Annotated in this window: 20 protein-coding genes; 6 read left to right on the forward strand and 14 right to left on the reverse strand. The window is 37.7% G+C overall.

Annotation, left to right across the window (positions count from 1 at the left end):
* Positions 1-16: 16 nt before the first annotated feature.
* The gene (locus tag D9842_RS18645; protein ID WP_121663810.1) at positions 17-802 is read left to right on the forward strand and encodes an SH3 domain-containing protein; all 786 of its coding nucleotides are present in this window, start codon (positions 17-19) and stop codon (positions 800-802) included.
* 40 nt (positions 803-842) lie between these two features.
* Here D9842_RS18645 and D9842_RS18650 read toward each other — a convergent pair whose 3' ends face one another.
* Positions 843-1073 (reverse strand): hypothetical protein, encoded by a 231-nt coding sequence (locus D9842_RS18650; RefSeq protein ID WP_121663811.1) that lies wholly within the window; start codon positions 1071-1073, stop codon positions 843-845.
* Between the two features lie 2 nt (positions 1074-1075).
* A complete protein-coding gene (locus tag D9842_RS18655; RefSeq protein WP_121663812.1) occupies positions 1076-2620 on the reverse strand; it encodes a sodium:solute symporter family protein in 1545 nt (514 codons plus the stop codon).
* Between the two features lie 360 nt (positions 2621-2980).
* Here D9842_RS18655 and D9842_RS18660 point away from each other — a divergent pair, with 360 nt between their 5' ends.
* A complete protein-coding gene (locus tag D9842_RS18660; RefSeq protein WP_121663813.1) occupies positions 2981-3433 on the forward strand; it encodes a hypothetical protein in 453 nt (150 codons plus the stop codon).
* Positions 3434-3560: 127 nt separating this feature from the next.
* Here D9842_RS18660 and nhaC read toward each other — a convergent pair whose 3' ends face one another.
* Positions 3561-5024 (reverse strand): Na+/H+ antiporter NhaC, encoded by a 1464-nt coding sequence (nhaC, locus tag D9842_RS18665; protein ID WP_121663814.1) that lies wholly within the window; start codon positions 5022-5024, stop codon positions 3561-3563.
* A 24-nt stretch (positions 5025-5048) separates the two neighbouring features.
* The gene (locus tag D9842_RS18670) at positions 5049-6203 is read right to left on the reverse strand and encodes a trans-sulfuration enzyme family protein (RefSeq protein ID WP_121665129.1); all 1155 of its coding nucleotides are present in this window, start codon (positions 6201-6203) and stop codon (positions 5049-5051) included.
* A 181-nt stretch (positions 6204-6384) separates the two neighbouring features.
* On the opposite strand from D9842_RS18670, the gene D9842_RS18675 reads away from it, so the two are divergent.
* Both D9842_RS18675 and D9842_RS18680 read left to right on the forward strand, forming a co-directional pair.
* The gene (locus D9842_RS18675) at positions 6385-7068 is read left to right on the forward strand and encodes a FadR/GntR family transcriptional regulator (RefSeq protein WP_121663815.1); all 684 of its coding nucleotides are present in this window, start codon (positions 6385-6387) and stop codon (positions 7066-7068) included.
* A 333-nt stretch (positions 7069-7401) separates the two neighbouring features.
* Entirely contained in the window at positions 7402-7905 is a 504-nt protein-coding gene (locus D9842_RS18680; RefSeq protein WP_121663816.1) for a sigma-70 family RNA polymerase sigma factor, read from the forward strand.
* 164 nt (positions 7906-8069) lie between these two features.
* Here the strand turns inward: D9842_RS18680 and D9842_RS18685 are convergent, their stop codons facing one another.
* The 4 genes from D9842_RS18685 to D9842_RS18700 all read right to left on the reverse strand — a co-directional run bounded on the left by D9842_RS18685 (position 8070) and on the right by D9842_RS18700 (position 12769).
* A complete protein-coding gene (locus D9842_RS18685; protein ID WP_121663817.1) occupies positions 8070-9515 on the reverse strand; it encodes a glycoside hydrolase family 32 protein in 1446 nt (481 codons plus the stop codon).
* 12 nt (positions 9516-9527) lie between these two features.
* Complete coding sequence (locus D9842_RS18690) at positions 9528-10361, reverse strand: carbohydrate ABC transporter permease (protein ID WP_121663818.1); 834 nt, start codon at positions 10359-10361, stop codon at positions 9528-9530.
* Positions 10358-11296: a carbohydrate ABC transporter permease gene (locus tag D9842_RS18695; protein ID WP_121665130.1), complete on the reverse strand. Its 939-nt coding sequence runs from the start codon at positions 11294-11296 to the stop codon at positions 10358-10360. The genes D9842_RS18690 and D9842_RS18695 overlap by 4 nt, the downstream gene beginning before the upstream one ends.
* A gap of 90 nt (positions 11297-11386) precedes the next feature.
* Positions 11387-12769, reverse strand: a complete 1383-nt coding sequence (locus D9842_RS18700; RefSeq protein WP_121663819.1) for an ABC transporter substrate-binding protein — start codon at positions 12767-12769, stop codon at positions 11387-11389.
* Between the two features lie 250 nt (positions 12770-13019).
* Between D9842_RS18700 and D9842_RS18705 the strand changes: the two genes are divergently transcribed.
* On the forward strand, positions 13020-14000 hold the full coding sequence (locus tag D9842_RS18705; RefSeq protein ID WP_162987502.1) for a LacI family DNA-binding transcriptional regulator: 981 nt from the start codon (positions 13020-13022) through the stop codon (positions 13998-14000).
* Positions 14001-14445: 445 nt separating this feature from the next.
* Positions 14446-15348 carry a hypothetical protein gene (locus D9842_RS18710; RefSeq protein ID WP_121663821.1) on the forward strand — a complete coding sequence of 301 codons (903 nt, stop codon included), beginning with the start codon at positions 14446-14448 and terminating at the stop codon, positions 15346-15348.
* Between the two features lie 89 nt (positions 15349-15437).
* Here D9842_RS18710 and D9842_RS18715 read toward each other — a convergent pair whose 3' ends face one another.
* The 6 genes from D9842_RS18715 to D9842_RS18740 all read right to left on the reverse strand — a co-directional run bounded on the left by D9842_RS18715 (position 15438) and on the right by D9842_RS18740 (position 23683).
* Complete coding sequence (locus D9842_RS18715) at positions 15438-18251, reverse strand: M14 family metallopeptidase (RefSeq protein ID WP_121663822.1); 2814 nt, start codon at positions 18249-18251, stop codon at positions 15438-15440.
* Positions 18252-18997: 746 nt separating this feature from the next.
* Positions 18998-19891, reverse strand: a complete 894-nt coding sequence (locus D9842_RS18720; protein ID WP_121663823.1) for an ROK family protein — start codon at positions 19889-19891, stop codon at positions 18998-19000.
* Positions 19892-20072: 181 nt separating this feature from the next.
* Positions 20073-21119: a hypothetical protein gene (locus D9842_RS18725; RefSeq protein WP_121663824.1), complete on the reverse strand. Its 1047-nt coding sequence runs from the start codon at positions 21117-21119 to the stop codon at positions 20073-20075.
* Between the two features lie 272 nt (positions 21120-21391).
* On the reverse strand, positions 21392-21775 hold the full coding sequence (locus tag D9842_RS18730) for a coiled-coil domain-containing protein (protein ID WP_121663825.1): 384 nt from the start codon (positions 21773-21775) through the stop codon (positions 21392-21394).
* Positions 21776-21894: 119 nt separating this feature from the next.
* Entirely contained in the window at positions 21895-22716 is an 822-nt protein-coding gene (locus D9842_RS18735; RefSeq protein ID WP_121663826.1) for a carbohydrate ABC transporter permease, read from the reverse strand.
* 1 nt (position 22717) lies between these two features.
* Complete coding sequence (locus D9842_RS18740; protein ID WP_121663827.1) at positions 22718-23683, reverse strand: carbohydrate ABC transporter permease; 966 nt, start codon at positions 23681-23683, stop codon at positions 22718-22720.
* Positions 23684-23835: the final 152 nt, after the last annotated feature.

Below are 23835 nucleotides of genomic sequence, written 5' to 3' on the forward strand. Positions count from 1 at the left end.
AAGGAGAGTCATATAAGTGGAATCGATTATTAATCAAGTATTCTGGCTATGGGTCCCTTTAGCCCTTTTGCCCATATGGCTGCGAATTGGTCTTACTGTTTTTCTCGTCATACTTGTTGCGCGACCGATCATCATCCGACTAACACCGAGACTCATTCAATGGACGGCAATGCTTTTAGCAAAGGGAGTCGAGCTGCTCTCCTATCCGGTGATGCTCGGATTCCATAGATATTTAGCAAAACAAAGAGAGAATGGTAGCTATCATATTCCGGTTTGGATTGAAGGTAGTGAAGAGGTTTTTGCGCTGCTTATTAAGGGGCTAACAAAGGTACAAGACCTTTCAAGAAAACGTAAGAGAAACAGTATTTTAGCCAATCGAATTGTACGAACTGCTGCCATTATGTCGGCCATATTACTACCGCTCGCAGTCGTTAACAATCCAACCGCATCCTACTCAGAAACATGGCATCGCTTTGACAATTGGGTCACAACGGAAAAAGTAGAAAAAGAGCTCGGATTTCAATTAAGTGATACACAAAACAAAATTCTTGGTCGAGTCAACCAAGCCACAGCAAAAATCAATCCAATTGAATTTGTATTAACAAAGGACTTTAAAGAAGGCGGAAACATCCGCTCCACCCCATCCCTAAAAGGAAAAATTGTTGGCAATTTCTCATCCGGAGAGGTTGTCACATACCTCGGTGAGGAAGAATACGACGAAACTGGAATACGATGGTTGAAGGTGGAAACACCATCGGGGAAGATTGGTTGGGTTTCTTCGAGGATTGTAGTAAAAAAGTAGGTGACGCCTGTTAATTGGCACCACCTACTTTTTTCTCTTTTTATTTTCTTTTTTCCATATAAACCTCCACCCACGGCCGAATCGAAATATAAAGCCCTGCTATAATCAACCAAGCAAAGGCAAGATACGTCCAGCCTTTGAAAAATTGCAGTGTATAATTGTAGCCAGTCAAAAACATGATACCTGGGAAAGCAAAGATCAGAATAAACGTTAACCCGAGCGCCCAGCGCGTGCACATCTTGGCATCCTTCATCAATTGCTTATCTTCCATGATTAGATAACCTCTCTTTCTGTTGCAAGCTGAAGTTCCTTCTCTTCTTCATCAAAGCTCTTGAATTGATCCTTCATTGCTTCAAAATCAAATTCCTGTTTAGAAATTAAGGCATGACCAATTGAGATAACCCCACTCACAACAAACACTGTTACATTTCCGTACAGCATTGCATGTAGTTGACCTAGTGATTCGACTGTAATTTCTCCTGATAGCATATTAGCAGAAAGTAACCAAACCGTAATACCAGACACCATCCCAGCCAATGCCCCGTAAAAACAGCCGTTGTTCGTTGCACGTTTCCAAAGGAGACCAATTGTTAACGGAATAACCGCACCACTTACGAAGATCCCCATCGCCATATACACAAAGCCTAGACCGATTCCAATATTAAAAAGTAAAACCGATAAAATACCCATTGCAAGTCCGAAGCTTAATGTAACAATACGTGACACCTTTAATGTTTTTTCACTACTAGCTGTTGGATTAATCGATTTACGATAAATATCCGTTACAATAATATTTGTAATAGCTGTTAGCTCTGCTGCCCCTGTGGACATAACGGCCATGAACAACATCACTAAAAACAAAATAGAACCCACGCTACCTAGTAATTCCGCTGCCATCAACGGTGCAGATGCATCCGGATCGGTGATATTTAATCCAAGTCCCGCTGCCGTTACCCCTAAGAATGTAGCAATCGCAAACGGAATCGAAAACCATGCAATCCCTCCGTAAATATATGCTTTCGATGCTGCACTATCTTTACTCGCGATCGCACGTTGCCAATACGATTGATCAACAAACACAGTACCAAAGTTACCAATAATATTTATCATTCCAAAAAGAAGTCCCGGTACTGAAGCCATCGTTAGCATTTGCTGTGATTCTGGTAAAGCGCGCAACCCTTCATAAATTGTTGTTGTACCAAACTTCAAATACACAACAGTTGCAAAAATCGTTAAAATAACAAAAATCATAACCGTATTTAAATAATCTGCAATAAATGATGCTTTTAAGCCGCCAATCATCGTATAAATCGTAAACGTTAGTGGAATGAGTAATGCCGCCACATAAACATTCATTCCTGTTAATGAATTTAAAGCAATTGCGCCGCCTAAAATAACCATCGCTGTTACAATAATATTTGTCATAAGCGCAAAGAACATCATTAACTTATGATTTTTCTGATCAAATCTTTTTCCAATAAACTCTAAAAACGTATGTGCCTTCGGAGCCTTTCGTTTTAAATGAATCGCAACAATCGCAAATAATAATACTTGAATACAAGCTCCTGCCGCATACCAATAAGGCCCACTAATACCATATTGAAATCCTGTTGATGAAGACATCATCAGCGTTGCTGCCCAAGTCCAAGCTGCAATGATTGAAGCACTCGCTAGCCCAATTCCCACACTTCGCCCAGCCGTACTAAATTCCTCCGCTGTCATCTTTGTTTTCGAACGACGCTGCATAATAATTGTCAAACCAGTAAAAAACACCCCGAAAACAAGTAAAATCATATATCCCGTAGTTGACGTTAACATGAACCTACCTCCAATTTTTAAATACTAACAAACCCACCCACATACAAATCAAATAAATGTGAGTAAATCTAACATGACTAAGTATAGTGAATTTTCTAATTATTAATCAAATGACTTGTTAGATTTTCTGACATTGTAATTTTAGGGGTGGTGATCTTAGGTTTTAAAAATAGAAGCATAGCAAGTTGATTTTAACAACCTTTTACTTTCTTTTAGGTTTTATCCTTGTATCGCCATAATCAAGTGCTGGAATTCATATGAATCAAAATAGAATTTTTTATTTTTTTGTAAATTACACGCTACTATTTCTGCATTTTTCTATATATAGTCTATGAAAATAATAATTGAGAAGAAGGGAATGTGGTTAAAATGAAAACAGGTCAAATGTTAAATACTGATTTTTGGAAGAATTCATCTTTAGTGAACAGTGAGGAAAAGCTCTTTTACCTTTATCTTCTAACGAATTTAAGTACAAATCATATTGGAATCTATCAGATTACAAAAAAGCAAATTGCTTTTGAATTAGGTTACTCGCTTGATACTGTTACTTTGTTAATGGAAAGATTCATCGAGCAGTACAATTTGGTTCGTTATAATTCTACAACTCTAGAGCTCGCTATCAAAAATTGGGGGCTACACATTGAGCCTATAAAAGGAAAAAGAAATAAGAGCTACTTATTTTCAGAACTGAGTAATGTTGAGGATCCATCTCTCATTTCATATGTTTCTGAATCGATTACTCAACCAGAAATCAGGAACCTCTATGAGTCTTTTTTTGAGACCGAAAGATTGTCTTCTAGCTTAAAAGAGTAATAAGGAACTGAGAATAATTTGATACGATAAAAATATTGTTTTTTATGCACATTTTAGAGTAATCCAGATATAGTACCATCCCACTCAACTAAAAAGAAGCAAAGGGAGCTCCCTTGCTTCTTTTTTCCTATTGTTGAAGATTCTTAGAATCCCCAACGGCTGCTGCTTTAAAACCACCTTCCTCTAACTTCCGAATACCAAATCCTTTTGTATATGGTGCGAGGAATCCATATAATGCTGAGAATATGAACCCACCAAGGTTAAAGATTGCCCATGGTAGGAATTCAAAATTGCCTACTCCTAAAGTGGTGGCCATGAATACGCCGGAGACGGTCCAAGGCATTAATACTTCTGTTATGGTAATTGAATCTTCCATATTTCTAGATAAATTTACTGGATGTAGCTTTTTTTCTTTAAAGACTTTTCCATAAATATCTTGAACTAGGAAAAACGATACAAGAGCGTTTGATGTACAGTTTATCACCGCAAAGCCAGTGACAAGTGCGGAGAACGTGATACTGCCGATTGTTTTTAGGTGAACGATGATACGCTCTAGAATGATGTTTAGGGCTTGAGAAACTTCTAGGGCTGAAGCAAAGAAAAAAGCAACAAAGACAAAGAAGGTAGCGTTATACATAGAATAAAGGCCGCCGCGGTTTAGTAAGGATTGCATTTCTTCACTAATCGTATTTTCACCAAGCATGTCAACATGAAAGCCTGAAACAGCTGAAGAAAATAGATTTGATACGGATGCGCCTTGTGTGACCCATGCAAGAACTAAAGCTGTAATCGCTGAGGTGAATAGAACAATAAGTGGTGGCTTTTTCATTAAAGAACCTGCAATCACGACGATTGCTGGAATTAATAAGAAGATGTTTAAGTTAAATAACTGATCAAGACCATTCATCATTTCCTGAATACTAGCTAGCTGTGTAGAATCTTGTTCAATCCCAAAACCTACAATAGTAAAAACAATAATGGTAATAAGAGAGGATGGAATGGTTGTATATAGCATATGTTTAATATGTTCATATAAATTAGATCCGGCAGCGAGGGAACTCATATTTGTTGTATCTGATAGAGGAGATAATTTATCACCGAAATAAGCCCCTGAGACAACCGCACCTGCAGTGATTGCCAATGATAAATCCATTGTTTGAGCTATACTCATGATCGCAACACCAATCGTCCCTGCTGAGCCCCAAGAGGTACCAACACAGGTTGATACAATGGCCGTCACCAAGAAGGCTAATAAGTATAAGTAGTTTGGGTCAATAATCGCAAGACCATAGTACACAAATAAAGGAATCGTTCCTGAGATCATCCAGGTACCTATTAAGAGCCCGATGCTAAATAAAATTAGGATAGCTGGTAGGGCTTTTTTTATTTTTTCTCCCATTACACTGATGATCGTATCCCATTTGTGTCCATTCAAAACAGCAAAAATTGTAAAGACAACTCCTGCAAATAAAAGCATTAATTCTGCAGGATACTTTAAAATACCGATACCACCAATAAAAATGACTAACGAAATAATAATAGGAAGTAATGCCATCCCTAATGAAGGACGTTTCATCGTAGCCTCACTCATATACCAACTCTCCTCTACATTTTTTTATAGCTGTTGAAATGCACGTTCTAAGTCACTAATTTGAAGATCAGAGCCTTCTAATCCTACCGATAGTCGAATTAATCCTGGTGAAATACCTCGTTGCTTTAAGATTTCTTCATTGTTAGCCTTCACTGGGGCGTTAACAAGGCTCTCAAAACCTCCCCAGCTAACACCAATTTTGAAGAGTGACAAGCCGTCAATGAATTTGCATACACAAGAGAAGTTAGCTTCTTTGAGTTCAAAGCTCAAGAGTCCTGTAAACCCTTTCATTTGTTGCTCCAGAAATGGCTTATCCTTCTCAATACTAGGATGATAGATACGTTCTACTTCTTGCTTTGATTGTAGATAATCAATAATTTTCAAGGCATTTTCCTGATGTTGCTTTAAACGAATGGGTAACGTTCGCAAGCCGCGAATAATTAAAAATGCATCATTTGCTCCTAAAACAGAGCCATTTAGTTGGTACCCATATTTAAAGATTTTATCAATTAACTCATAGCTACCGATTACCGCTCCGCCAACAACATCACTATGACCACCAATATACTTCGTTAGTGAATGAATCGATAAATCAAATCCTAATGTTAGTGGTTTTTGAAAAATCGGTGTTGACCAAGTATTGTCAATTGCTGTGATAATTCCCCTTTCTTTAGCTATATTTGCTACAGCTTGAAGATCGACTACATTCATGAGCATTGTTCCTGGACTCTCTACATAGATCATTTTTGTGTTGTCCTGGATTGCATCATGTATGTTGTTTAAATTCTGATCAACATAACTACAGGAAATATTGAATTTCTTGAGATGTGACAGCAATTGGGTTGTAGGTCCGTATATATTATTGATAAACAATACATGATCTCCGCTTTCAAGAAGCGAGAAAAAAACGGCACTAATTGCCCCCATTCCTGAGCCGAAGCATTTACACTTTTCCCCCCTTTCTAGTGCTGCTAGCTTTTTTTCGAGAATTTCAACAGTTGGATTCACCCCTCTGGAATAAACGTAATGCTCCCTTTCCAAGTTTTGAGCCTCGGTAAATTCCTTGAAGCTATCAAAGGCGAAAAGGCTCGATTGATAAATTGGTGGAGAAATGGATCCGTGATGTTGTGAAGGATCTTCGCCAAAGTGGGTGCATATTTTTTCATCGGTGTGAAGCATAAGTAAGTCAACCTTCTTTCCTTTTACTAAATTCCAGCATCCTTTCATCAATTATACTATCATACTATCAACCTGTATGAAAGCACTAAATATTCTGATTTATTATCACCCTTTTTAGTTGGATAATTAAAAGGGATTATTATACACTTAAAGCAAGATACTTTAGAGGTGAACTATATAAATGAAAACTTTTAAAAAAAGAAGACTATCTGAATTAGTCGCTGATGAAATAAAGGAATATATAAAGCAAGAGGACCTCAAAGAAGGCGATCGTCTACCTCCGATCTCTACATTAGTTGAGACATTAGGTATTGGCAGATCCTCACTCCGAGAAGCTCTCCAGTTATTAGAATCACAGGGTTTTCTAGAAATTTTAAATGGCAAAGGAACTTTCGTAAGAAACAGTAAGCCTTTCCAAATCCAAACATCCTTCGATATTGACAATGAAAAGCAGTTTTTATTAGAAGCATTAGAGGTCAGGACAGCACTTGAAGGAAAAGCCGTTGATCTGGCTGCAAAAAAAGCAACAAGTGAAGAAATAGAAAAAATGGAACATCATTTAAAGGTTTATGTACAATGTATTGAAAATAACGAACGAGATAAAGCCAACATGGCTGACTCCTTATTTCATCAAACCATCTATGAAGCCGCTAATAACGAATTATTAAAAACCATCATTGACTCTGTCTGGGACACCTTTCATGAATTCTGGAACGAACCATTTGGAATTCAGGATATTTTTGACAAAAGTTATCCATACCACGAAGAACTGCTTCAAGCAATCAAAGATAAAGACCCAGACCGAGCTTCAGCTGCTTTCTTGAAGATCATGGATTTTATTAGGACTGCTATTGAAAAAATTTAATTTTGTTAGTCAAGGGAGCAACCTCTTTATTAGATAGGGGTGTGAAACATATTGTATATGCCGAGAACCACTCTTTGCTTATGAGCAAGGGTGGTTCTCTTGCATTTATTCGACAAACCTCGAGGATTGACAGAAGTCAAAAAGGATACTATTGTAACCACCTCCATAAATACTTCCATATTGTGATTAATATACCCTAGGCAATGTACACCGCAACTGAACTAAATCTCGCCCAACCTGCTTCATTTGCCAATTTTCCACTAGAGTCATAGCTTGCTATTCTCAAGCTACCGCGGAATAAAATAAGAATGCATTCTTAAGAAGGATTCTTACGTGTACAGTGATTTGGACTATGAGGAAGTGCATCAACAATTTGAACCAATGATTTATCATGCTATGAAAAAATTGTCCATTTACACAAATAAAGAGGATTATTATCAGGTTGGAAGTATTGCCTTATGGGAGGCTTTCCTTCGGTTTAATGAGGAAAAAGGGGAATTTAAGTCTTATGCTTATTCTTATATTCTCGGCCATATGAAAATGGCACTTTCTAGGAAAAAAACAGAGCGAGAAAGAGATAGACAAGTTGAGGAATTCTGGGATTTAGATGAAGTTAGTAATGATGGATCTTCAGTTGTTTTCTGGGAGATTTTGATTGAGGAGCTCTCTTCCCACCTTACTGAAAATCAAATGAAATGGGTGAATGGTTACTGTCTGTATGGGAATACACCAACTGAAATTGCTGAGGAAGAAGGAGTATCAATTTCAGCTGTGAAGGCTTGGCGGAGGAATGCGATAGCTAACCTAAGGAAGCACTTTTTAAGCGAAATTTATTAATATAATTGAAGTTTAAGAGACTATTAATGTTGTTCTCAACAAAAAACTAGGGACAAATAAAAGATGTCCCTAGTTCCTATTAAAGTACTTTTAGCATTTATTTTTTACGCTCTACGCCTTTAATATCTCTTTAAAGCAATTTCTCCCTTTCATCATATTCGAATCTACCTACCTCCATAAACAACCTTCTTCAACACTGTACTTTCTCCACCAACCAACATAATGTCCTTCCCTTTATCCCGATCATAGGCCGTAAAACTAGCTACTTTTTCACCCGAGTTTATAAATAATTCAATAGAATGTAAGTCAATATAGAGAGATAGCTTGAGATCTTCATTGCTGTTTGTCAATAGTTCCTCTACCTTTACGTTACCTTCATCACCATAATCTGAGGATAGGAGCAATACATTTTTTTCAACATCTAATTTGATATTTGTTGACTTTTCCTCTTTCTTATTGAGCTTAATTATGAGTTCTCCACTTGTTTTAGGTACAACGACTTCCAAAAAGCCGGTTGTTTTACCTTCAATGAGCATTTCTTCTCCTTCTCTAAACTGAACATCCTCTCCAATAACAGAAGAAGAAAAATAGTTCTTTGTATCAATAAACGGTTGTTGAACAAGCTGTCCGTTTATCACGTTTAATTTCCTAGGTAATGACATCATCCCATTAAATCCATATTCTTTCGGTGGGTTTGCTTGGTTCCATCTATGCATCCATCCAATTAACAATCGTTCTCCATCCTTCCCCTCTGTTGATTGGGGTGCATAGAAGGTTTGCCCATAATCTAGCAAGCCCTTGTGTTCCGGGGTGAAAATCCCTCTCTCAAAATCCATCTTGCCAATTACATATGCTGTTGTATTTTGTACATCTTTTGCATATTCAGGGTCACATGGCATTTCAGAGAATAAAAGAACATCCTTACCATCGACTGCAAACAAATCTGGGCATTCTAATAATTTGTTTTCTTCAAAGGTAGATTGAAAGATGGATGAATGGAAGGTCCATTGAACTAAATCTAGCGACTTGAACATAATAATCTCGCCGCGCCTTTGAACATTTCGAACAGATAATACACAATAATAGACACCACTCACTTCCATCACCTTTGGATCTCTAAAGTCACATATTAAATAACCTTCAGGTAATTGCTTTTCACCGATCACTGGGTTTAGCTTATACTTTTCAAAGGTAATCCCATCTTCAGAGGATGCGATACACTGACGTTCCGCAATCTCTGATTCTACTTTGTCAAAGCCTAAGTTCGGATCAACATGACCAGTGTACATGATAAAGAGCTTTCCATCTTTTTCAATAGCACTTCCCGAGAAACAGCCATTAGCGTCATAGGCTTTGTCATTCGCCAACGCTACAGGGAGATATTCCCAGTCTATGAAATTCTCTGTTATGGCATGCCCCCAATGCATATCACTCCAGACAATATCGTAGGGGTTGTATTGGTAAAACAAGTGATATTTCCCTTGATAAAAAGTAAATCCATTCGGGTCGTTCATCCAACCGATTTCAGGTGAAAAATGATAGATTGGACGGTTTGAGACTTTGTTTTTGTTTTGTTGGATATGGTCATTTGCTTTTTGTATTTTATTCATTTTGCACCTCGCTTATTTAATTCCACTCTGCATTGAGCCTTCCACAATATATTTTTGGAAAATGATATATAAAATAACGATCGGGATTGTCACAATTGTTAAAGCAGCCATGATATGACTTGTGTAAATATTATACGTATCACTGAAGATTGCATTTAATGCCACTTGAATCGGCATTAAGTCTGCATTTGATAGCGCCATAACCGGCCATAAGAAATCATTCCATGAGGCTAAGAAGGTTAAGATTCCTACTGTGATATACATATTTAAGCTTGAAGGAATCACAATACGGAAAAAGCAACCAATCTCACTTAATCCATCAATTTTTCCAGATTCAATCAACTCACCTGGAAAGGATAAAAAGTGCTGTCTAAATAGGAAAATATTCATCACATTCACGATAAATGGCAATAAATAGCCTGGAACACTGTTGATTAATCCCATTTCGTTGACAACTAAAAACAATGGAAGAATGGTTGCCTCAATCGGGACAATCATTAACGCAATAATAAAGATCAAAATCCAATCTTTAAACGGAAAAACAAATCGCGCTAAAGCATATCCAGCTAAGGAATTAATCGTTAACCCAAACACGACTGTTAAGGACGCGTAGATCAAGCTATTTCCAACGTTTTTAAAGATATTATAAAACCCTAGTAATTCTGTATAAGATTTTAACGACAGATCAGAAAACCTCGGTAAGATCGCATAAATAGACCCAATATCTCGGTAAATTACTTCGTCAATTTTAAAGGAAGATAGCACCATCCAAAGCAGAGGAATTAAAAATTGTAGGGCAATTAAGGTTGCAAGGATATAAAATAATAGTTTCTTTAGAATCTTCATGCTGCCCGCTCCTCTCTAAATAATTTTTTAATCACCATCGAAACAAACACTAGGAAAATCGTAAACACAAGAGTAACAGCGCTGGCATATCCGATGTTTCGATGTCTAAATCCATATTCATAGATATATTGGAGAATTGTCATCGTTGAGTAATCAGGTCCACCACCGGTCATGACCATCGGTTGAACAATGAGCTTGAATGCTTGAATCGTTGTTGTTATGACTAAAAACATTAATATGGGTTTTAATGAAGGAATGGTAATATATAAAAACTTCTGAAACACATTAGCTCCATCAATATCAGCTGCTTCATATAAGCTTCCATCAATATTTTTTAATCCAGCTAAGAAGATCATCATTTGATATCCACAGCCTGACCATGCCGAGATGACTACAATAGTATACATCGCTTGGTCTGCACTTGATAAAAAGGGCTGCTTCGGAATTCCTATATTCACCAATATTTCATTGATTAATCCAGAGGTTGGGTTTAACATAACCGTCCAAAGAATGGAAATAACAACGAGGGACAACACAGCTGGTGAAAAGTATGCTGTTCTGAAAAAGCCTACTCCCTTCACTTTTTTATTAATGATTAATGCTAATCCAAGCGCCATAGCTAGCTGAAGCGGAACAACACACACAACAAATTTAATGGTGTTTAAAAAGCTTTGAATCAACACTTCATCTGTTAGCATTCGTTTAAAGTTTTCAAGGCCAATAAATTGTTTATCATTAGGTTTTAATAAATAGTAATCTGTAAATCCATACGTAAAAGCTAGAATGATAGGTAAAACAATAAATAAAATGGCAAGTACCATTGCAGGAGTTAGAAAACCAAATGCCGAAACAACTTCACCTTTTTTATAATGCTCACTATTTCGATAATGCTCTGTTGTATTTCTTATCTTCACCAAATTTTTCACTGTTTTCATCACATCACACCCTTTTTTGCTTGGCCCTTTCCCAAGGTCTTTATGGTATGGAAGAGGTGTGGTCAGCACCCTCACCTCTTTTCCAGGTATTTATTTTTTATATTTTTCAAACTCTATATCAATCTTTTTCACTGCTTCATCTAAGTATTCTTTAATTGTCGCAGGGTCTGTTGTTTTATTTTGACCGATTTTTAAAATGACATCTTTCGCAAAGATTTCAGATAAGTACGGATATCCTGGTGAAACAGGACGAGATTTATTTGTATTTTCAACTTGATATTTCAGTACCGACCAAGCTTCATTATGATAAGGATTGTCAGTATTCGTATCAATCACATCAATAGAATTCACACGAGTAGGGATCGATCCATTTGCGTGATAATATTCCTCTGATGCTTCATCATTGTTTAGCCATTCCATCACTTCAACAACCTGCTTAATACGTTCTTCATCTTCCTCTTGTCCGTTTCTCACAAACGCCCAGCTTCCTGATGGAGTGTATAAGCCATCATAGCTCTCATTCATCTTTGGATAACGGACTGTTTTGAATTTTAGATTAGGGTAGTTACTTGTTAATTCACTAACATACCAGAAACCACTTACAGATAAAGCTGTTTTTCCAGAATGAAAGGCTTTTTCTGATTCAGATGCACTTGCAAGCTGGGGTTCCTCAAATAACTTGGAAAACTTCGTTAAAGCTTCTACACTTTTCTCACTATTTAATACACCATCGACTGTCACACCATCTTCATCTACAATGTTTGTATCATTGCCCCATAGTAATGGTGTAAAGTAATACGTTCCTGTTTCATATGCACCTGCTGTAATATCTGGCAATAACAAGCTTACTGCACTTTCATATTCTTTAAAGGCAGGATCATCTGAATTCTTAGCAAAATCATCTACCTTTCTAGCAAGTTCAGTGAATTGGTCCCATGTCCAATCCTCATCAGCTGCAGGTACTAATCCCTTTATTTCTTCAGGCAATGCATTCATCATATCCTCGTTATACATGATTGCTACACCTGAATCTGAATAGCCCATTCCGTAAAACTTTCCGTCAACTGTACCTTGAGCAATGATTGATTCAGTAAATCCCTCTTTAAATCCTTCGCTCATATAATCGTCTAATTCACCAAGAAGTCCAGAATCTACGTACGCAGCAATATCAGGACCATCTAATGTAAAAATATCAGGCATATCATTCGCTGTAATAGCTGCATTCAGCTTATCAATATAACCAGATCCTGCCCCCGCACGTGTAATGTTTTGAATTTCAACTTGAGGCTTGTCAGGATGCTCCTCGTTGTATTGTTTTACTCGTTCAGCAAACATTTTCCCCTCAGGATGATCGGCAGCAGCCTGTGTCCAGATCACAATATTCTCATCACTACCACCAGTTTCGCTTGAACTACATGCAACTAACGAAAAAGTTAAAACTAACATTGAAACATACAAAAATAGCTTTTTCATACTTTCATAGACCCCCAGTCTGAATAATTGGTGAAAACGTATTCACGTTTCCTGGTTTTCATGTTACGCTAGGTGTATATAAAAGTCAATACGTAATTTAAAGCGTTTTCAATGATCATTATGTTATAAGCCTATATCTCTTACACATGATTTTTATATGGTATAATAACAATATATTATCCTTAAAAAGCAAATGAATGACTTCATTCTACTCATATATCAGAATACGTATTCACAACGGAGGAGCCTTATGAATAAGCTAACAATGAAAGAAATCGCAAAACTTGCAAACGTTTCCCAATCAACTGTATCAAGAGTGATAAATGGTAATACTGGGGTAAATGAAGAGGCCATGAAACGCGTGCTTCAAGTTATAGAAGAAGTCGGGTATGTACCAAACAAGGCTGCCCAAACACTTAAAAAGAGTCAATCAAACATTATCGGAGTATGTTTAACAGAAACCTATAATCCATATTTCGTCGAGTTAGTGGATGCACTCGAATCAGAAGCTCGAAAAATCGGATACAGTATTTTACTGCATAATTCAAAGCATAATCCCATCACAGAATGGGAAAGTATCCAAAACTTTATCGCTCGTCAAGTTGATGGAATGATTCTTGTCCCAACTGGTGAATATAACATCCAGCGAATTAGTAAGCTCGCCATTCCAACAATCGTCATGACACAAAATCGCAAACCACTTGATAGTGTAGGACTTGATCACATGAAAGCAGGTAAAATTGTAGGTGAGAAGTTCATTCACGCCGGCCATAAAACCTTTGGATATGTCGGCACCATACCTGATGATAAATTTCTCGGCTACAAAAGTGCTCTATATGAAAACGGGTTCAGCTTTGATCAAAAAAATTACATTCAGCTCGAAGAAACATCAACAAATAATTTCTTAATGAGACGCGACATCGAGGGTTATTTAAACAGAGTTGAATCTCTTGATTTCACCTGTCTTTTTACCGCAAATGACATTATGGCACTAGAATTTATGAAAGCAGCAAGAGAAAGGAACATAAAGGTACCTGAGGATATTAGTGTGATCGGATTTGACGATACGTATTTAGCTAAAATAATGGGAATTTCTAGTATTCATCAACCAATTGAAGAGATGGTGAAAACAACAATTGACATCCTGGTAGACAGAATGGAGAACGAGGTTTCGTCAGAGTCCGTACAGATTAAGTTGGATCCGACGTTGATTGAGAGAATGAGTAGTTGATGGGGAGTGTTATTAACATCAACTACTAGGAGCGATCATCTGAGTTCATATATAAGCATGAATGATCTGAGATAATTGGCTTTTGAACCATAGTGATCATTCAATCAAGGAAATTCTGGATGAAAAAGCCAAGGAACGTTTTCTCTTGGCTTTTTTTCAACCATCAATAAATGTTGGATTTCTCTATGTCCATCTATTTCTCCACATTCACCTACATACCTAAATAGGAAGACCTGCCTAAATTTTTCATGGTTTCTTCACCATGTGGCTTTCCATGAGAAAATCCCCTTATAAGTAACCCGCTACCCATAGATATCGCTATTATGTTCCCCTCGAAAAATGATAGATTTTGTCTTTTGCTTCCTATAAAATAAAACTGGAAAACATTTCTACTGTTGACTTTATACATAAATATCCTTTATCTAAATAAATTAGGAGGTTGCATATGAAAGCACCAACGAAAAAATTAAGAATTTCCCTATTGAAAGCTTCTACCTTATTACTAGTTACATCCTCAATTCTCATAACACCAACTATCAGTGAAGCAGCAATTTCTAAAAAACCACAACTTACTAATACTGAGATGACGAAGTATCCAGCAGAAATAATAAAAGGGATTAGTTTAACACTCAGAAAAGAGAAGCACGGGAAATTAACACCTACTGAAATAACAGAGCAGATCGAGAATATGTCGAAAGTAGCTGCGATGGATACGTATATAAGAAGCTTTCCAAAGGATTTAACAGGTTCAAGGGTCAGAGAAATCGTTTATCAAATTTATAAAATTGACCTTGATGCGATTTCTGACTTAGGAGCTGGAACGAAACAGAGTGTTTATCCTGATCAGATCACAAGTAGCATAAAACAAATAGTGGATGTGGATGATATAGATTCCTATATTCGCAACCTTTCTAAATCTGAAGTGATGGACTTGTACTTGGAATCTTATCATTACGAGTTAGCACCAAGTGATATAAGGGTTGCCATTAATTTAATATTTGGCACGAATTTAGATGGTATTTCCTCATTAGAGAATTCGGGCATAGCGTTATTTTCGAAGGGACAATGGATTAATCAGTCGAGTGAAGATTTGTTCGTGGTTCATACGAGTGACGATGATGTTGATGTGAAAATTTATCCGACAGACTATTTCAAGAAACGAACTGGATTGGATGAGCTTCCAGTTGAATTGCAGGATTCGTTAAAGCAGCTTGGTTATTATTTTAATGAAAAAGTAAGTGCTTTTTATTATGCTGATCCTGATGGACAATCGGTGCCAGATTATTTTAAAGGTAAAACATTAGGGTTACTGATTGATTATATTTCTTCTAATTATTCAGATCTATGAGTTTACACTATAGTAGTGGATTAAAAGATTTACCAATCGGACAACGACAAAAATCGGGTAGTGCCAGGCACCACCCGAATTTCCTTAACCTACTCTCTATCTCTACCTTTCTCTAGGAAGGATTTCTCTACTTTATTGTTCTGCTTATTAGCCTTATCTTTCACTGATCCTTTACCTTTCTTAGCAACTTCAGTACCAACTGAAGCAAAGATGCTATTGGCTAGTAGGCGATAGCTTGATTGCGTATGTGCTCTAAAGGCAAGGTCGTTTGCAAATAGAGTAATGTTTGAGTCTTCAAGATTTTGAGTAAATGCCAGTGTTTGACCTTTGGCTGCGTCATGACCAGGCCACCAGCCAGCAACGTAGAAATCATCACTGTTACTTACTGTTGCCAAAACTTGAGCATTCTTAGGAACAGACGTAATCCATGCACCATTTGTTGTGTATAACAGCTCACTCGCCTCGTATCCAGAGGTTAGGATATGATCATTTACGTTTGCTTTTAATAACCCTTCATGACCAGGGCTTGTGTAATCGAAGCTGTAACCTTCTCCTAGCACTCCGCTGTTTTTCACAGCATTCAAAGCATAGACTCCAATTCCAACATAAGCCTTCCCATCCAGACTATTAACATCAAATGAACTACCATCACTAACAACAACGTCTGCATCTGCAGTAGAACTAACTAACTCAAAGCCTAGTTCTTTTAGTGAAAACTTTAATTGAGCTGACCCTGTTACTGCTACTTTAGGAAGAGTTAATTTTTCTGTTTTTATGTTTTGTGTTGTACCAGCTGATGAAGCCTCGTAGTAAAAATCTTCATACTGTAGTAAATCCTTTGTATTAACGATATAGTCACCTTTCTTTACTTTTCCCTTTGCTTCCATTGCCTTTTCAACGACTTTTCCATCTTTTAAAAGCTCATTAATTAATTTTACCGTGTCATTATTTGTGTTAGATAAAATTTGTTTTGGTGCCTTGCCAACTACATCACCAGTTGGTAATGTTACGCTGTCTACCTCTTTTGTAACCTTGGCAAAAGCATTCTCCACACGAACTTCATCCAAATCAAATCCTCTTAAGTCAGAGAAATTAACAACGATCGGATCGTACATTGCACCCCAGTCTGACACATCGTCACCTTTGTAAAGCATCGCATTAGCTAGACCACGTTTTGCTTGATTCATTGGCACGATATATGTTCCCTTTGGATATGCAGCTCCATTTACTTTCGCTGTTTTTGTGGTTTGCTCTACTTTCACTCCATTACGAAGTAAATATTCAACCATCTTTGTTGCTTCTAGTGGATTCTTTTGTCCATTTTCATCAACCGGAATCACGTAATATTCAGGGAAGAAGTTTTCATTCTCTCCTCTTGTACGTCCAATTGATTCACCGGCTGCATTTACAAAATACTCATCAACCGCACGATTATCTTCACCATTTACTCCACGTTTGAAGATTTCAAGCTGATTTTTATACAATTCATCTTTGTTTTCTGTTACATAAAGCGTTGCCCCAAGGCCTGTTGCATACATAGCATCATAACCATTTTGGCTTAGTGCTGGCGTCTCAATTGTATGACCAAGTGAACCGTGCAGCATTGCATACATTGCCGTATAAGCAGGCGTCATATCATCCCAGCCATCGCCATAATCAAGTGCTGGAATTTCATAAGAATCATAGGCTGAGTTACTGATTCCTGCTTCACCCATTGCATGTGCTTGCTCAATCATGTTTCCATAAAGAAGGTCGTACTCAAAGTTTGGGTTATGTGGCGGTGTTGTTGGCTCAATTAAGAATCCAGGCACATAGCCGTGCATATCAAGAAATGAAAGTGGTGTCCACTTTGCAATCTCTTGTGTTACTTCTTGTGTTTCAATTTGTGTTTGATAGTGGTTATCACGGTTTAAGTCAAAGCCATTGGCATTTGCACGTGTATTTGCCACTCTTCCATCAGGATTGTTTGTGAACATATATAAGAAAATCACATCATCAAGAACATCATCCACGTTTAACGTGACAGCTTTTTCTTGCTTGTTTTCGATTGTATTAAACGTAATTTCGTCTTCAAGTGCAAACTTCTTGAATAACTCAACCTGAGCATCCACCCCTTCTACTTCGTCAGGGTGAATATTGTTAATCCAAACCGGAACTTGGTAATCGCCCATTTCTCCGTCTTCTAACTTTTCTAGTAAACTCTCAGGATCTTCTAATGCAGTTGGTAGCGTTTCATTTAAGTACTTATCTACTGCTTCTTTATCTTTAGCTAAAACAACAAAATGAAGGTCACGACCTTCTACTGATTTTCCAAAGCTTTGGTACTCAAGGTAGCGGTCATTAGCCACTTCTGCTTCATCAAACACTTGGTCAATCGTTGGCTTCAATTCTTCATAAAAATGAAATTGGTCATACACATTAAGTTCAACTGTTTGTGCTGCCTTCTTATTACTAGCTGTGTCAACTAATGCTAATTCGTAGTCACCAATAAATTGTTGGTATTGAGTACGAATTGTTCGGTTTGATAGATTGTCTCTGCCGTAAAGGAGACCGAACTCTAAAGTTGCTTTAATGGTGGTTGTTCCATTTACAAAGTGTGGCTCCTCGATGACAGTAATAAAAGGATCTCCATTATAGCTTGTCCCACCAGACCACTTTTTCCAATCTGAAAGACTTTTCCCTCCAAATAGGAACTCTAGTTGACTCAATTCTACATTATCACCAAAATCCGCCATAACTTCTACTGTTCTAGTTTCAGTTAATGAGAGTAAAGTCCTGTTAGTCTCTAACTCTATTACCTCATAGTTCTCCGCTGTTTCAGTAGCCGAAACAGGTATTGCTGATTGTGCGAATAGAGCTAGTACTAATAGAAATGCTAATAATCCTGAAAACCTCTTCTTCAATCAGATCATCCCTTCTTTTATGTATGTTAAATAGATCACATAATTAATGGTAATAGAATATTCAGAAATCAAACAGTGAAAATAGTTCGGGATACGAAAGGAAATTACTCGACAATATGTAGGCTTAGATGACCAGTAGTGATTATAGAAGCAGAGGTTACTAGGTATTAAGTATAGGAGTATTACCTTTCATTTCTGCTAATTACTGTATTCGAAGGAATATGTGTTTATTTCAGATATTTACTTATAAATGTATACTGAGAACTGAAATATTCGTTCAGTGTCTATTTAATCGTACAATCACTTACGATCTTGTTATATCGTTACATTATTCATCTATCTAGATTTATCCAGAAAATAAATGGGGGACGAGAGACAAGGAACCTGTCCCTTTGTCTTCATTTATAGATAAAATTTTAAGTGGTTGTTGTGGACTTTGTAAGCGTTTTCAAGTATAATATAGGTATTCAGTCATTATTTTAATTTTTAAGGAGTGGTCTTAATGGAGCATCAAGAGAATGTATTTGTCGGAATGTTTTGGGGAGCATTATTAAGTTTTCCATTATGGGCTGCGTTTTTTTTATTTTTGAAGTTTCTTTTATAGGAGTAATAGCATCTAGCCTACTTAAATAGGAATGGAAAGAAAAGCGATTATAATAGTTTCCTTGAAAACAAATGAACAATTTTCCATTCCAATTTCCTTTTTCTATTCATCTTAAAAAGTCACCCCTAAGAGTGACTCTTCTTTACTTAGGCAACAGTCCTGCACCTATTAATCCGGCCTTTTGATCTAATAATGCCGGCTTCAGTACGAAATCTCCCTTCAAGCTTGGAAATAAATATCCCTTTGTTTTTTCAATTAGCGGCTCTACTAGTAATTCCTTCGATTTCATCACACCCCCACCGATCACGATGATCTCAGGGTTCACTGTGTGAACGATATTTGCCAAGCCAATCGCAAGATAGTTAATGGCTTCATCAAGGATGGCTTGCGCTTCTTTGTTGCCCTGCTCTGCCAGTTGGAAGACTCCTTGCGCACCGTTTGTGATGTTCAGGCGTTCTTGACCAATTCTGCCGATCGCCGTTCCACTAGCTAGTCCTTCTAGAGCACCTTTGTTCAGTCCTGGACCGTGGTAGGCGTCTGGGCTTGGGTTAACAATCATATTGCCAATCTCCCCGCAGCTGCCTTGAGCACCTGAGACGAGCTCACCGTTTAGCACATAGCCGCCGCCGATTCCCGTGCTAACTGTGATGAAGAATACACTGCTAGCGCCTTTTCCTGCGCCAAGTGTTGCCTCAGCAAGGGCTGCTGCGTTTGCATCGTTTTCTAGCTTTACTGGTAGGTTGGTTTTTTCTTCAAGTAGTTGGACGATCGGGATGTTTACCCAGCCTGGTAGGTTAGGTGGTTCGATAATTACTCCGTCATGTGGGTTGAGAGGACCTGGTGATCCAATGCCGACTGCTTTGATTTTATATGTAGATTTTAGTTTGTTGATGATCTCTGCCATTTGGTTTATGACGTACTCAGGTCCTTTTGCTGCTTCTGTTGCTTGGCTTTGTTCGTCGATAATTTCTCCCTGCTCGTTGAAGACGCCGATGCGCAGGTTTGTGCCGCCGAGGTCGATTCCGATTGTGTGCATGGTTGTACCTCCTTTTTCCTTTATTTCTATATGATGAATTTTTTCTGTTACCTGTAGTAATTTTACCTGAATGTCGGGCGTATGAAAAGGGTTCCAAAAAGAAGCAACCTCTCCTTAAAAGGAGTGAAATTACTTTTTTAAATGAAAAAAACATCCACTGGGGATGCTTTTTCTTCTTTTCTTAATACAGTACAGAAGGATCAATTGGCGCATATAAAGACGGATCGAAGTTTCCATCCATATTCATTAGTCGATATAGAGCATAAAAGTTACCTTCACCGTATGTCTGATCTTCATAGAATTGTGCATTTAGTATTTGGCCAGTCGGACTTACAAAGATGATTTCATCAAGAGCATCGTCTGTTGGATATGGATTATAGTAAACATCTCCATCAAATGAGTTTAGGAATTCCACCGGGAAGCCGTAGCCACCTGCAATATATGTGTGAGCAATAAAGTTCACTGTATCGTTGCCACCGTAATAAACATAAAGATCTTCGTCAAACTCTGAATATGGATAAGGATATACATAGGCTAAATATGTACCACCTTCAAATTCATCTAGATCTTTATAAGTTGGTTGACCGAGTGCTGTGAATGTTTCATTTCTTGTTTGTGAAAGAGTTGCCCCGTTCAGGAGGATGTCCCCTGTTGCTTGGTTGTACGTTAATTTAACTGCTTCTCCATCACCTGCTGTTGTTTGGGTAAGCTTGTCACTGAACCAACTGAGGTATGCAGTTAATTCTTGGTTTACTGATGCTGGAAGGGCTTTGTAGCCTCCTGCTTGTTTAATCGCGACTGCACGTTTTTTCAGTCTGTCTAATTTCGCATAATCACTTTTCATTTTTGTGAATTCACTGTTGTAGTAGGAATCTGTGATCACAGCAATTAGTCTGTATTGAGAAACTTCATAGATGACGCGTTCTCTCGCTACTTTTGCGACTTTGACATACGTGTCATTTAAGTATTTACGATTTTTAGAGCCTGAAACTTTTCCGATTGCGCGTTCAACCTTTTTGATATCAGCACTGAATGCATCGTATTGCTCGTCGATGTAGTAAAGATCGCCATTGCTGATTGTTTGATTGAAGATATTTGTTTTTTGTAGCAGCTTTTTCCCTGCACCTACAGCGTTTGCATAGTTGATGTCTGTAGCAGCGCTTGATGTTGTTGGCAGGATCGATGCGGTGAATAAAGTAAGTAAAATTGCCAGAAGTATTTTCTTCATGTTCAGCCTCCGAAGTAGTAATAAAAACCTATTATAAATGTACTATTCTAGAAGACTGTTAGTCAATTTAAACTTAAAGGGGGATAATGGATAATATCTTAATTATAATCTACTTTTTTCCTTGAACAGAAGCAAAAAGAAGTTATCTCCATAAGAGATACTTCTAGTATTATCATATTGGAATATTTTTTTAGAGGTTTACTGAGTTTTGTATTTGCTCAGCCCTTTTGGGTTCATTTATTAGTCTGAAGCTCATTTATGTGGGTTCAATTTCATGTGAAGTCTATTAAATCAAACTGCTTTCTTAATTTAGATATTTCTCTTTCATTTTGGACGGTCTTTTCCCAAGTGTGTTCATGATCTAACTCAACTGATGAAAATCGACTGTTGATTTCATTATAGTACTTTTCATTTTCCAGTCGCACTTGTGTTAAATCTTCCTGTGTTGCTTTTTGGTCTTGTTTCATTTCTGAAATGTCTTGCTTTATTTCTGAAATGTCTTGTTTCATTCCTGAGATATCTCGTTTCATATCCTTAACTTCTTGTCTAGTTTCTTGTTGCTCCCTTTTCATATCCGTTTGCTCTTGTTTCATATCACCAACCATTCTTATCAAGTTGGCTAGCATGTTTTCCATTCGCTCTAATCGTTCTTCCATTGAACTCACCTCCTTCTCTACAATATTTTACAATCTTTTTAGGAAGTACGCTATTGGTTAAGCATTTTTCACAAGAAATGAACAAAGACAGCCCCCACCACTGGAGACTGCCCTCAACCTTACCCTTTCACCGATCCTGCTAATAGTCCTTTTACAAAATATTTCCCAAGTAATATATATACTAACAATGTTGGTAATGCGGCTAATAGTGCCCCTGCCATTTGGACGTTCCAGTGAACGATTTGGCTTCCTGATAGGTTTTGTAGGGCAACCATAACTGGCTGTTGATCAGAGGTTGTGATTGTTACTGCGAATAGGAATTCGTTCCAGATGTTTGTGAATTGCCAGATTGCTACTACAACAAAGCTTGTGATGGAAAGTGGAATCATGATGTGGCGGAAAATTCCTAGGAAACCCGCTCCATCTATTTTTGCTGATTCGATCATTTCTTCCGGGATGTTCGCGTAGAAGTTACGGAACATGAGTGTTGTGATTGGTAATCCGTAAACAACGTGAACGAAAATTAAACCGATGATTGAGTTATATAGTCCTACTTCACGTAAGAACTGAATTAATGGGATTAAGATACTTTGGTATGGAATAAACATTCCGAATAAGATTACTGTGAAAAGAACGTCTGCGCCTTTGAATTTCCATTTTGATAACACATAGCCGTTCATTGCTCCTAGTAAGGCAGATAGTAGTGTTGCCGGGATGACTAGGTAAAATGAGTTCATTAAGTTTGGTGCTAATTTTTCAAATGCCTCCGTGTAACCACTAAAGTCGAGTGAGCTTGGTAGCTGCCACATGGTTGCGAGCGTTACTTCGTCAAATGGTTTTAAGCTTGTAATGAGCATTACGTAAACTGGCATGAGGAAGAAGAGACTCATGGCGATTAAGATGAGATAAACAATAGGTTTGCCGATTCGTTGTAGCACCATGTTACGCTTCACCCTTTCTGCTGTGGATTAAATATGGCACGATGAAAATGGCTACTGAAACTAGCATGATAATTGCGATTGCTGCACCGTTTGCATAATAGTTGCCACGGAATGTTGTTTCAAACATATAAACACCAGGTACGTCTGTTACGAAGTTTGCACCAGGACCTGTCATCGCGTAAATAAGATCGAAAATCTTTAATGAAATGTGAGCCATGATGATGATGACACTCACTGTGATTGGACGTAATAAAGGTAGAATAATTTTTCGATAGATTGTAAATTCAGATGCACCGTCCATACGTGCTGCTTCTCGTACTTCATCTGGAACACCGCGTAATCCTGCTAAATACATTGCAAGTGAGAAGCCAGTCATTTGCCAAACGGCTGCGATCACAACTGCGATTAGTGCTGCCGGAATCCCGAATTCAATTTTTCCCCATTGAAAGCCTGCGAGGATAGTTGTGTCTGTATACCATTTTGATTCTAAGCCGAGTTTGCTTAAAAATAAGTTCACACCTGTTGTTGGGTTTAATAGCCACTGCCAAACTACCCCTGTTACGACGAACGAAAGCGCCATTGGGAAGAAAAACAGGTTACGGAATACGGGCTCTGCTTTAATTTTTTGATCAAGTAAAATCGCAAGACCCATACCGCTGATAATCACAAAGCCAATGAATAGGATTGTGAAAAAGATTGTATTACGTAAATCCGCTTGGAAACGGAAGTCTTGGAATAAGTAGATATAGTTTTTCAAACCTGCGAACGAAAAATCAGGAACTAGTGTGTTCCAATTACTTAAGGATACATAACCGGTCCAGCCGATAAAGCCATAAACAAAGACCAAAATAAGAATAAATGATGGCAGGATAAAGCCGATGGCCATAAGGTGATCACTTGTTAGCTTTTTCTTTTTCGGTAGGGAAGCAACGGTCTGGGCTGATTGTGATGTTTTGACTGTTTCCATCTAAGTTCTCCTCCTTTATGAGAGGTCAGGGAATCGATTCCTGGCCTCTTTTAGAAAAACTTGGCTTGTCGCCCGCAATGGCGAAAGCCTTAGTTTTTCTTATACTATCCTCCATAAAGTATGAGCTATTGATAGTATAAAAAAGGGGAAGA

Source organism: Metabacillus litoralis, assembly GCF_003667825.1.
In the GTDB taxonomy this organism is placed as follows: domain Bacteria; phylum Bacillota; class Bacilli; order Bacillales; family Bacillaceae; genus Metabacillus; species Metabacillus litoralis_B.

What these genes read in the sequence shown, in the direction of transcription:
- D9842_RS18650 (WP_121663811.1), bottom strand. Translation starts at nt 1,073, where the DNA reads ATGGAAGATAAGCAATTGATGAAGGATGCCAAGATGTGCACGCGCTGG.
- D9842_RS18655 (WP_121663812.1), bottom strand. Translation starts at nt 2,620, where the DNA reads ATGTTAACGTCAACTACGGGATATATGATTTTACTTGTTTTCGGGGTG.
- nhaC (WP_121663814.1), bottom strand. Translation starts at nt 5,024, where the DNA reads ATGAGTGAGGCTACGATGAAACGTCCTTCATTAGGGATGGCATTACTT.
- D9842_RS18670 (WP_121665129.1), bottom strand. Translation starts at nt 6,203, where the DNA reads ATGCTTCACACCGATGAAAAAATATGCACCCACTTTGGCGAAGATCCT.
- D9842_RS18675 (WP_121663815.1), top strand. Translation starts at nt 6,385, where the DNA reads ATGAAAACTTTTAAAAAAAGAAGACTATCTGAATTAGTCGCTGATGAA.
- D9842_RS18685 (WP_121663817.1), bottom strand. Translation starts at nt 9,515, where the DNA reads ATGAATAAAATACAAAAAGCAAATGACCATATCCAACAAAACAAAAAC.
- D9842_RS18690 (WP_121663818.1), bottom strand. Translation starts at nt 10,361, where the DNA reads ATGAAGATTCTAAAGAAACTATTATTTTATATCCTTGCAACCTTAATT.
- D9842_RS18695 (WP_121665130.1), bottom strand. Translation starts at nt 11,296, where the DNA reads ATGAAAACAGTGAAAAATTTGGTGAAGATAAGAAATACAACAGAGCAT.
- D9842_RS18700 (WP_121663819.1), bottom strand. Translation starts at nt 12,769, where the DNA reads ATGAAAAAGCTATTTTTGTATGTTTCAATGTTAGTTTTAACTTTTTCG.
- D9842_RS18705 (WP_162987502.1), top strand. Translation starts at nt 13,020, where the DNA reads ATGAATAAGCTAACAATGAAAGAAATCGCAAAACTTGCAAACGTTTCC.
- D9842_RS18710 (WP_121663821.1), top strand. Translation starts at nt 14,446, where the DNA reads ATGAAAGCACCAACGAAAAAATTAAGAATTTCCCTATTGAAAGCTTCT.
- D9842_RS18720 (WP_121663823.1), bottom strand. Translation starts at nt 19,891, where the DNA reads ATGCACACAATCGGAATCGACCTCGGCGGCACAAACCTGCGCATCGGC.
- D9842_RS18725 (WP_121663824.1), bottom strand. Translation starts at nt 21,119, where the DNA reads ATGAAGAAAATACTTCTGGCAATTTTACTTACTTTATTCACCGCATCG.
- D9842_RS18730 (WP_121663825.1), bottom strand. Translation starts at nt 21,775, where the DNA reads ATGGAAGAACGATTAGAGCGAATGGAAAACATGCTAGCCAACTTGATA.
- D9842_RS18735 (WP_121663826.1), bottom strand. Translation starts at nt 22,716, where the DNA reads ATGGTGCTACAACGAATCGGCAAACCTATTGTTTATCTCATCTTAATC.
- D9842_RS18740 (WP_121663827.1), bottom strand. Translation starts at nt 23,683, where the DNA reads ATGGAAACAGTCAAAACATCACAATCAGCCCAGACCGTTGCTTCCCTA.